Below are 11,112 nucleotides of genomic sequence, written 5' to 3' on the forward strand. Positions count from 1 at the left end.
AGAAAATTGACTTGGCTTGATAGCATATATAGTGATGGAACAAGAGGCTTTGTGAGTAGTACAAACCCTGCCATGGGGGAAAAAGTGAAAATCTCCATGAGAGTTTTGGAGGATGCCCCCATAGAGAAGGTATTTATAAGGCGTATCGTGAATGGCGCTGAACAGTACATTGAAATGGAAAAAGACAGGTCTTTTGCGGGACTTTCTTACTACAGTGCCGAGACTGTGATGAATGAGCCAAGACTGTCCTATTACTTTGTTATAACCAGTGCTGATGTGATCTACTTCTATACTCAGGCAGGGGTTACGACTTATATTCCGGATGATGGGCACAACTTTGTGCTGCTATCCAGGGGATATGACGAATCCGAGGAAAACTGCCATCAGTATTATATTCAGCCGGACTGGGTAAAGGGCGCTGTTTACTACCAGATTTTCCCCACAAGCTTTAAGGATCATTCTTTGTATGGCGTTATTGAGAAAATCCCCTATTTAAAAGAGCTGGGAGTTACTGCGGTTTATCTTAACCCCATTTTCAGGGCACCAAGTGAGCATAAGTATGACTGCTCAGATTATTTCCACGTGGATGAATCCCTTGGCGGGGATGAGGCGTTGGAAGCTCTTAGCAAGGCACTTCATGAAAATGGTCTTAAGCTGATTCTTGATATTTCCATAAATCATACCGGACTGGAATATAGCTGGGCCAAGAATAGAAAAGATTTATATGTAAAAGATGAAGACGGTACGCTTAAGGGCTGGGCAGGCTACAAGGGCCTTCCTGTTTTGGATTATCGCAAGGAAGAAGTAAGGGACATCATATATAGAAACGATGATTCAGTCATCAGAAAGTGGCTTCGTCCTCCTTATGACATCGACGGTTGGCGCTTTGATGTGGCTGACGTATGGGGAAGAAATGACGATGTCCAGCTGGCGGATGAGCTGTGGAAAGAGCTGTGCCAGGTAATAAAAGAAGAGAAAAAAGATGCCATGATAATCGGAGAGCACTGGGGAGACTGCACAGATTATCTGAAAGGAGATTTGTGGAATGCTCCTATGAACTATTTTGGTTTTGGAAGGATAGTCAGGCAGTTTGCGGGGCTTTCAGATCTTTTCCTGGAAAGAGTTGAGGACTTTAAAAAGATTAAGTATAAGATGACTGCGCAGGATGTGGTAAAACGAACTGATGAGTTTTACACAAAACTCCCACAGGCAATTGCAGATTGCAACATGAATCTGTTCGATTCACATGATGTTTCAAGAGCTCACAATAATCCGGAAATTGACGAAGCTAAGTGGCAGAGCATTGTCATAATGCAATATCTTTGGACAGGAATTCCATGTATCTATTATGGAGACGAACTTGAAATTGACGGCTACATAGAGCACGACTCAGGTTTCAGATATAAGATGCCCTGGGAGGAAGAAGCTGAGCGCAGGAAGGGAAAGAAGTTTTTAACCTATCAAAAGCTTAACTGGCTTCGCAGTAATGAACCTGCCTTTTCTGAGGGAGGAAGAAAAGTTTTATTATCTGAAGGAAGAGTACTGGCAGTTTCCAGGTTTTTGGATGATAATATATATATCGGAATCGTTTCCATGGAAGATGAAGAAAGAAAAGTTCGGATTCCGGTGGGATATGTTGGAGCTATAGAGCCGGATAATTGCGTGGATGAACTAGGCAGCTCTTTTACCGGCAAAATGACAGATGACGGAATGCTAGAAATTATAGTTCCGGCGAAGAGTTCATATTTGATCAAGATGAATGATAATCGGAGATACATGACATGAATGAAACTAGCAGTAATACACAAGTGATAAAAGGAGATAAATACAGAATATCCGTGCTGACAGACAGGCTGATAAGGCTTGAATATAGTAGTGAAGGCTGCTTTGAAGACAGGAAGAGCTTTGCTGTAATTAATAGAAAAGGTATAGGCGATGGCTTTTCTTGCGATATTGTGACGGACTCTGACGATGAGCTTGTGGTAGAGACAGATTCTCTTTTATTAACCTATGACAAAAAAGAATTTAGCTCATATGGCCTTAGTATCAAGATCAAGGACATGGGCACTGTTTGGAACTATGGTGACAACTATACAGACTGGTCAAATCTTGGCGGAACAGCCAGAACGCTGGATGACGCCGATGGAAGAGTGCCTCTTGAAAAGGGCATTTTTGGCAGAAACGGATATGCAGTAATTGATGACAGCAAGACTCCTGTTATGGAGAATGGAGAATTCCTAAACAGGGCTGAAGGCGTGATAGATGTTTATTTCTTTGGCTATGGAAAGGACTACTACAGGGGACTAAAGGATTTTTGCAGTCTTTGCGGCAAGATGCCTATGGTGCCAAGATACGCCTTTGGTAACTGGTGGAGTAGGTACTATAAGTACACAGAGGACAGCTACATGGAGGTTGTGGAGAACTTTGCCAAGGAGGAAATACCTCTTTCTGTGGCTGTTATCGATATGGACTGGCATATCACGGAGATTGACCCTAAGTATGGCTCAGGCTGGACAGGATATAGCTGGAATAAGGATTATTTCCCTGATTACAAGAGGTTCCTTAGAAGACTTCACGACAGCAAATTGGCTGTGACTTTGAACCTGCATCCTGCTGATGGAATAAGGCCCTTCGAGGATATGTATGAGGACATGGCAAGAGCCGTGGGACAGGAGTCTGGGACTGAGTCAGACAAAGGTGTAGAGTTTGACTTTGGTGATAAGAAATTCCGCTATGCATACTTCGAAACCGTGATGCACCCCTATGAGAAGGATGGCGTTGATTTCTGGTGGATTGACTGGCAGCAGGGAACAGGCAAAAAGTGCGGCGACGTGGATCCACTGCTTCTTTTGAATCATTATCATTATGAGGATCAGGAAAAGAGAAATCTTCGTCCTATGATCTTTTCAAGATACGCTGGTGTTGGAAGTCACAGATATCCTGTGGGCTTTTCCGGAGATACCCATGTAACCTGGAAATCCTTGGAGTTTCAACCTTACTTTACGAGCACTGCAAGTAATATTGCCTATGGAATGTGGAGCCACGATATTGGCGGACATATGCTGGGAGACAAGAACCTGGACCGTCTCGTGAGGTGGATTGAGTATGGAGTTTTTTCTCCGATCATGAGAATACACAGTAGCTGCAGTCCTTTCTTTAATAAGGAGCCATGGCTTTTGGATGAGCCTTACAGAGGAATTGTCCGAAAGTTTATGAGGCTTCGTCATGGGCTGATTCCATATCTTTATACGGAGAATCATAGAGCTTATGCGGAAGATAAGCCTCTTGTAAGACCCATGTACTATGACTATGCACAAACTACTGAAAGTTATGACGTGGGAAAACAGTATAAGTTTGGTGAGAGCCTTATTGCGTGTGCAATAACATGTCCTAATGATGAGGAGCTTCGCCTGGGATGCACTAGGGCACTTATTCCCGCCGGCAGATGGTATGACATTTTTAATGGACTTATTTATGATAGTGACAATGACCGTGTCATGAAGCTATACAGAGACCTTGCGGAGATTCCGGTTCTTTTACCGGCAGGTGGAATTGTGCCTATGGCTGTTCTGGAAGGTGAAAATCTTAATCATACCGGAAATCCGAATGCTATGCGCATATTGATAGGAGCCGGTGCTGACGGAGAGTACACTCTTTATGAGGATGACGGTATCAGCATGAATTATAGAAAGGGAGCTTTTGCAGAGACCAGATTTGCTGTAAGCTACGATGCTTCCAGGAAAAAGATTGTCTTTACTATTGATCCTGCAAAGGGAGATGTATCATTGACTCCGTCGGAGAGAAGCTATGAGCTTGTGTTCTATGGAGTGAGAGCGGAAAGTGCTTCTGATAAATCCGGTGAATTGTCTTTAGTTTATGAGGCAGGCAGCAAGGATAGTCAGACTTCGTGTAATGGTTTAATTACAAGTAGTAGCAACGTTACGATTGTTAGAATTCATGCTACCAGAGTTGATGAGCAGATTGTAGTTGAACTAGATAATGTTACGCTTTTGGAAAATGACTACAAGAAGCTTGTATATGACATTCTGGACAGAGCCTGGATTTCTACTAACGATAAGGAAGCTGTTTATTGTAAGCTTCAGAGCCTTGATAGATGTAGATTTGCTAAGTGGCTTAGGACAGCGGATGTATCCGAGAATCTAAAGAGTGCCATCGAAGAGGTACTGTAAATAAAAAGAAACCGTTGACGCTTCAGAAACAGAAACGCCAACGGTTATATTTTTACTTGTTGCCACGTCCGCCCTTCATGTTACCGGACTGGTTCTGACCATCAGGGGCCTGACCGGAAGGAGTATTACCATCTGATGGAGGATTTCCGCCTGGGAAGTCTCCACTTGGAGCTTCGCCGGAAGGCATTTGAGGCATATCACCTGAAGGAGTTTCACCGCCTTGGAAATTGCCCTGACCATCGGAGCCGTTCTGACCACCACCGAAGCCTCCGTTGCCACCGGGGCCACCCTGGCCGCCACCAAAGCCACCGCCGCCCATCTGCATGGACTCAGTGATCTCAGTCACTTCTTCACCGTTTACTGTAATGGTTCCGCCGTTGAATTCTGCGGTTGTATCAAAGTCAAAAGCAAACTGTGCTGTAATATCGATGTTTCCGCCATTTACAATGAGTTTACCATTGACATCAAGAGCATCAGTGTCGCCGCTGGCCATTTCAATCGAAATATCACCGCCATTGATTTCAATAACTACCTCGTATGCACTGCTCTTATTGGAGGCGTTGATACCATCGTCTGTGCCGTAGAGGCTAATGGTGCCGCCGTTAATCTGGACATAAGTTCCCTCAAGACATTCACTGGCATTTATATCAATAGTTCCGCCATCAATCATGAGAACTGTTGTTGCCTGGATTCCGTCACCATCTGCGTCAATCTTAATGTTGCCCCCTGCAATGTAGACATAGCCAACAGTCAGATCATCAGAATTTTCGCTGTGAAGACCATCTTTTCCTGAAGTAATGGTTATAGAACCATCGTATACTCTGATAGAATCATTAGCTTCGATGGCGTCTTCTTTTGCGTCAATATTGTAGGTACCGCCTGTGATCTTCAGGTCATCTTTTCCTGAAATACCATTAGCAGTTGATTCAATGTTAAGAGTTCCGACACCGTTCAGAACAATATCGTCTTTGGAGTAGATTACCGCGTCTGTATTTGTATCGCCATCTGCGGTAAAAGTGCCTGTAACCTTAAGAGTATTCTCGGAATCTGTAGTAGTTACAAACACCTTGTCTGCTGCTTTAACATAGATTGCAGGAGAGTCAGTATTTGTAATCGTTACCCCGTCGAGAACCAGCTGAACCTTGGCAGCATCTGCATCGACGATGATTGTCGCATCTGTTACATTTCCGCTGATTACATATACGCCCTCTGATGAGATTGTTACATCCTGACCGCTTGTAAGGGTGATGTACTCAGCATCTGTAAGGTCTGCTTCCTGCTCAAGGTCTCTATCTGAGAACATGTTTGATGTATCAAGAAGAGTTGAAGTGCTGGCCTCTGAGGAACTGCTTGCCATGTAACTTTCTGATGATCCTGATCCGGAGCTTGTCATTTCTTTTTCTGCTTCGTTGTTATTTACTGAATTGTTGCCATCAGAGTTTACGTCACTATTCTCAGAAGACTGCTCACTTATCACCTGACTGAATACGCCTGTCACATCCTCTGATGAGCACCCTGTTACTGCAAGGGCAGCTGTCAAAAGAACTACCGCAACGAATCTATTTCTTTTACCATTTAATTTTTCTAATGTATTTCTTTTCATAATTAAGTCTCGCTTTCTTACAAACTAAAACTTGTTTATTGGATGATTCCATTATTATTTATCAACCTAAATCTAACTTAAAAAGATTTTTTTTCTATCAAAAAATGTTTGCAGTCCAAAAGACATGAAATAGACCCAATTATGTAATAGAATAGATGGTGAAAACAGAAAGACATTTTGTTTATGCCATATGCGAATATATGAAGGTGGTAGCGGAGATTTACCAAATGGGAATTATTCAGGAGAAACTGGCTCAGATTCTTGGAGAGGCAGCAGTTACCAGGGCTATTATAAGTAAGCCCTCATCCAAGTCATCTGAGTACAAGAAAATAGATATACAGGCCAAAGAGAAGTCCTACCAGATTTCCAAGTACACACAGAAGCAGGTGTTTCATGAAAATCTTTCGGAAAAAGACCTGCCAAAGCGCATAGAGGAGCTTATAAATGAGCTTTCCTTCAGGCAGATGAATCTTTGGACAGCAGATAATGAATTCATATTTCTTTTGTCCAAGAAGGGGGAGCTAAGCCTAAAAAAGCGAACCCTGAACGAAGCCGAGAAATGCCAGCAGTGCAGCAGCGATAGCACTTCTCACAATAGGCAAAAGAACTACATAATAAATGAAGGGCAGCAGGTGGCGCCACTTGTTGACATGGGAGTCTTTACTAAAGACGGCAAGGTTGTTAAAGCCATGTACGACAAATTCAGACAGATCAACAGATTTCTGGAGATTCTCGACGACGAGATAGACAGCGCTAAACTGGATCACCTTAATGTAATTGATTTTGGATGTGGAAAGAGCTATTTAACCTTCGTTGTTTACTATTATCTGACTGAGATTAAGGGCATTAAGGCCGACATAATAGGTCTTGATCTGAAAGCTGATGTAATTAAGAAGTGCAACCAGGCAGCAGCCAAATACGGTTATGACCACCTTCATTTTGAGCTTGGTGATATCAACGGTTACAAGGCACCCTTTGATGTTGATATGGTAATTACGCTCCATGCCTGCGATACAGCCACAGACTTTGCACTCTACAACGCAGTGCAGTGGAATGCCAAAATGATTTTCTCGGTTCCTTGCTGTCAGCATGAGCTTAACAAGAAGATTCAAAGTGATGATTTATCGATACTCACAAGGTACGGCATTATAAAAGAGCGTTTTGCAGCTCTTGCAACTGACGCCATTAGAGGAAATCTTCTTGAGTATGCAGGATATAAGACGCAGCTTCTTGAGTTTATCGACTTTGCTCATACGCCCAAGAATATACTTATAAGAGCAGTGAAAAGAGGCGCAGCTCCAAAGAGCACAAGAGAGAAGATGCTGGGCGAAGTGAATAGACTCATGGAGGAATTCAACACGGACCAGACACTATACAACTTGTTGGTTAATGATAATGATTCCACAATCGGCAAGTGACAAAAAGCAGGCAAATATAACAATAAATAGAGAAGTATATATCAGAGAACTAGTATATAGTAATATCTGAGCAAATCTATAATCGAAACAAATTTATATATAATACGGAGGAAATAGAAATGGGAGTTAACAGTATTGACGCAGAGGACGATCAGTTCGCATATCGTTATGACACACAGCTTCTCATCGATCGTAGAGACAAGGACCTTGATGAGGATGAAATTTCAGATTATATCACAGAGAACTTTGAGGGAAATTCCCTCATTGCAGCAGGAGACGAGGACCTTGTAAAGATTCATTTCCATACCAACGAACCTTGGAAGGTACTTGAATACTGCAACACAGTAGGTGAGATTTATGACATTGTGGTTGAGGACATGATCCGCCAGTCTAACGGACTGCAGGGCTAATGCATGAACCTCCGATGATACTGATGCAGCATGTAAATATCCATCAAAACCTCCGATGATGCTTACGCATCAAATCGGTTTTGCCGGATATTCACTTTGCTGCGTCTTGCATCAAATCGGTGTAATGCACTTAGCCTTTACACGGGCTCTGGTGGTAATAGAGTAGGAGACTTCTATGAAAAGTGTAACATTAGGACGCACTGGCATATGCGTTCCACAGAATGGTTTTGGAGCGCTTCCTGTTCAGAGAGTTTCTTTGGAGGAAGCTGTTAAGCTTCTTCGCAAAGCCTATTATGGAGGCATGAGATTTTTTGACACAGCAAGAGCTTACAGCGACAGCGAAGAAAAACTAGGAGCAGCCTTTGGAGATGGCTATATCCAAAGAGAAGATATAATCATCGCAACCAAGACCGGTGCCAAAACTCCGGAAGAATTCTGGCAGCACCTGGAGACATCTCTTGAAAAGCTCAAGACTTCTTATATTGACATCTATCAGTTCCATTTAATGGGACAGTGTTGGAAACCTGGCGATGGCTCAGGAATGTACGAATGCATGCTGGAAGCCAAGGCCCAGGGCAAGATCAGACATATCGGCGGAACAGCTCACAAGATTGGTGTAGCCAAAGAACTTGCAGAATCTGGCCTTTATGAGACTGTTCAATATCCTATAAGCTACCTTGCTACAGACAAGGAAATTGAACTGATCCACCTGTGTAACAAGAACAATGTAGGATTTATCTGCATGAAAGGCCTTGCCGGAGGCCTTATCACCAACTCCAAGGCAGCTATGGCCTTTGTCAGTCAGTTTGACGGAACTGTTCCAATTTGGGGAATTCAGAGAGAGTCTGAGCTTGATGAATGGCTATCTTTCATGGATGAGACTCCTTCCATGAATGATGAGATCAAGGCCTTTATAGACAGCGAGAGAAAAGAGCTTATGGGTGATTTCTGCCGCGGCTGCGGATACTGCATGCCTTGTACTGTGGGAATTCAGATCAATCAGTGCAACCGTATGTCTCTTATGCTCAGACGTGCGCCATCTGACTCATGGCTTTCCGATTATTGGCAGGCTGAGATGAATAAGATTGAAGAATGCATTGGATGCGGCCTGTGCCTGTCCAAGTGCCCATATGAACTGCAGATACCGGATCTTCTTCGCAAGAACTTGGAAGACTACAGGGAAGTCCTGGCAGGAAATCGCAAGGTGAAGTGAAAAAAAGCCGATATGGTCATCAGATCATATCGGCTGTTTAATTATCTATCAAATCATTTTTGTACACATTCTGATACTCCTTTGGCGACATTCCATATTCCTTCTTGAAGGCCTTGAAAAAACTGGAGTAGTCCCGGAATCCGAATCTTTCATAAGTCCCAGTAATGCTGCTTCCTGAGATAATGGCATCGCGGCATTCGGACAGTCTTTTCTTAATGATGTACTGATGTAGCGATATTCCCAGTGTGTCCTTGAACAGGTGCGCAACGTAGTACTTGCTGACAAAAAACTGAGCTGCCACATCATCAAGGCTAAGGGTCTCCTCAAGATTACTCTCCACATAGGATAGGATATTCTGGAAAAGAGTAAGCTCATCACTTCCGGCGTGCTGATGATCCTCGTCGTAGATGACGCGGTTGATTGTAAGAATCAGATCGCACAGGCATAGATGTCTGAAGGCAGCGGAGGCATATCTTTCACCCTTCGTTTCTTCCAAAAGGCGCAGAAACTTGGATTCCACCTGATGAAACTGAGAAGGTGGAAGGTGATAGATATATTTTTTGAAGGCTTCAGCTCTTTGCATAAGGTACATATAATCCACAGATTCGTTCATAAGACTGTTACAGCAGTCTCTACTAATCCAAAAGACAAATCGCCTATAATATTCATCCGACTCATGCATAAGGGCATGGTGTGAAATCCCCGGTGGAACGATCATCAGATCTCCCGGGGTCATTTTGTTTTGCAATACTTTCCCATCGGGCTGTTCAATCTCCATGGTTACATTGCCCTCTAAAAAGAGATAACACTCGTAGTAATCGTGGGCATGAGGAGAGAGGGTCTTGAAGTCTTTATCTGAGTAATAGAAGACCTCAAAATCCGAGGAAAGCATGTACTGTCTGGAATTAAAGGATGAACGAAGTTTGTTTTTCATATTAATTATTTTATGAGATACTGCAACATTTGCAATATGGCAAATGGTATTCTGAGTGGTGACAATGTGTTATAATAGCAAACAGTTTTATGATTAGGGAGAAGTAAGTATGAAGTGTAAAATCGATAACAAGTATGTTAAGTCAGCTCTTTTAAAGAAATTTCTTGTGCTGATAGTTGGAGCGTTACTGGTGGTTTCAGCGCTGGCTATCATCGCTGTAAGGAGCACTAAAACAAATAAACTTAAGGCTGAGAGCATCTCTTTTGCCCAGGCCTATCACGATGGACGTACTAATGAAGATATCTATGTAAATCTGGAAATAAAAAGTGAGCCCTTTGAATTTGCTACTATAAGCGGAAAAGAGAGCCGTTACTACTTTGTAAGCGACGGGGATGACCTCTATATCATGAAGGCCACCGAAGAAAACGCCAATAAGTATTCAGAGGCAGTTAAGGATAACGGTTCCGTTAAGGTGGTTGGCCCGGTTATTCCGTTGGAACCGAAAGTAGCGGAGATTGCTCTTGAAGTGTACAACGAGGGCCTTGATCCTGAGGACCAGCTCACAAGAGAACAGTTTTATAATTATTTCGGAGATGTTGCTATCCACGGTGGAGCTACCATCAGAACTGATGCCAGCGACAATATGACACTTCTTGTATTTGCCATGATAATGCTTGGCGGTTTCATGGGCGTGTTAGGCCTAATCTTCGTTACCAATTACACCGGAACTCTTGGCAGAATGTCAGATGCTGAGGCTATGCAGATCACAGCTGAGCTGGATGATGCAAGAACCGTATATATCAAGAAATGCAAGGTGTTCTTAACACCAAGTTACGTTGTAAGCCTTGGCTCAAGCTTTGTAGCTATGCCTTATGCCAATATCCGCTGGGCTTACAGATACAATAAGAGCATCAACTTTATTCCGGCTTACACAGACGTTAAGCTCATGGGCCTGAACTTCCAGAAGGTCAGCATCGCCCAGATGCCCGGCCTTGCTTTCAAAAAGACTGATGTGATCACCCAGATATTTACTGCAATCCAACAGCACAATCCAAACACAGCCTTTGGCTATAGCAAGGAGCTTATCAACTACTTTGCAATGCTCCAGAGACAGGCTAGGCAGCAGGCCGTTCAGCAGATTAAGGTTGGATGATACAGGATTGGAATTGAATAAATGATAGTGTAATGAGAGGCGCAGCCTAGAGGCTGCGCCACAGACTGTAGACAAAGTCCACGGCATTTGCCGTGGATTTTTCTTTATAAAAGTGCCGAAAACCCAGTATTTATCTGGGCTTGAGGCACTTTTTCTGGTATAATAGAAGTATCAAAGTTGGGGATGGGGAT

At 43.2% G+C, this 11,112-nt stretch carries 8 protein-coding genes; 6 read left to right on the plus strand and 2 right to left on the minus strand.

Annotated elements, in window-relative coordinates; translation table 11 throughout:
* The first annotated feature begins 51 nt into the window (after positions 1 to 51).
* Positions 52 to 1,785: an alpha-amylase family glycosyl hydrolase gene (locus tag G613_RS0112315; protein WP_155828084.1), complete on the plus strand. Its 1,734-nt coding sequence runs from the start codon at positions 52 to 54 to the stop codon at positions 1,783 to 1,785.
* A complete protein-coding gene (locus G613_RS0112320) occupies positions 1,782 to 4,190 on the plus strand; it encodes a glycoside hydrolase family 31 protein (RefSeq protein WP_029232919.1) in 2,409 nt (802 codons plus the stop codon). Before G613_RS0112315 ends, G613_RS0112320 begins: the two co-directional genes overlap by 4 nt.
* 52 nt (positions 4,191 to 4,242) lie before the next feature.
* Here G613_RS0112320 and G613_RS0112325 read toward each other — a convergent pair whose 3' ends face one another.
* Positions 4,243 to 5,793 (minus strand): carbohydrate-binding domain-containing protein, encoded by a 1,551-nt coding sequence (locus G613_RS0112325; RefSeq protein WP_029232920.1) that lies wholly within the window; start codon positions 5,791 to 5,793, stop codon positions 4,243 to 4,245.
* A 227-nt stretch (positions 5,794 to 6,020) separates the two neighbouring features.
* Between G613_RS0112325 and G613_RS0112330 the strand changes: the two genes are divergently transcribed.
* The 3 genes from G613_RS0112330 (at position 6,021) to G613_RS0112340 (ending at position 8,834) form a co-directional block, all read left to right on the plus strand.
* Positions 6,021 to 7,211, plus strand: a complete 1,191-nt coding sequence (locus tag G613_RS0112330) for a class I SAM-dependent methyltransferase (RefSeq protein ID WP_029674909.1) — start codon at positions 6,021 to 6,023, stop codon at positions 7,209 to 7,211.
* A gap of 119 nt (positions 7,212 to 7,330) precedes the next feature.
* Positions 7,331 to 7,621 (plus strand): hypothetical protein, encoded by a 291-nt coding sequence (locus G613_RS0112335; protein WP_013280103.1) that lies wholly within the window; start codon positions 7,331 to 7,333, stop codon positions 7,619 to 7,621.
* Between the two features lie 175 nt (positions 7,622 to 7,796).
* On the plus strand, positions 7,797 to 8,834 hold the full coding sequence (locus G613_RS0112340; RefSeq protein WP_029232922.1) for an aldo/keto reductase: 1,038 nt from the start codon (positions 7,797 to 7,799) through the stop codon (positions 8,832 to 8,834).
* Between the two features lie 37 nt (positions 8,835 to 8,871).
* Here the strand turns inward: G613_RS0112340 and G613_RS0112345 are convergent, their stop codons facing one another.
* The gene (locus G613_RS0112345; RefSeq protein ID WP_029232923.1) at positions 8,872 to 9,768 is read right to left on the minus strand and encodes an AraC family transcriptional regulator; all 897 of its coding nucleotides are present in this window, start codon (positions 9,766 to 9,768) and stop codon (positions 8,872 to 8,874) included.
* Between the two features lie 109 nt (positions 9,769 to 9,877).
* Here G613_RS0112345 and G613_RS0112350 point away from each other — a divergent pair, with 109 nt between their 5' ends.
* Positions 9,878 to 10,921, plus strand: coding sequence for a DUF6709 family protein (locus G613_RS0112350; protein ID WP_029232924.1), 1,044 nt, complete (start codon positions 9,878 to 9,880; stop codon positions 10,919 to 10,921).
* The last annotated feature ends 191 nt before the right edge of the window (positions 10,922 to 11,112 follow it).

Origin of the sequence: Butyrivibrio sp. VCB2006 (genome assembly GCF_000420945.1) — a bacterium.
GTDB lineage: Bacteria > Bacillota > Clostridia > Lachnospirales > Lachnospiraceae > Butyrivibrio.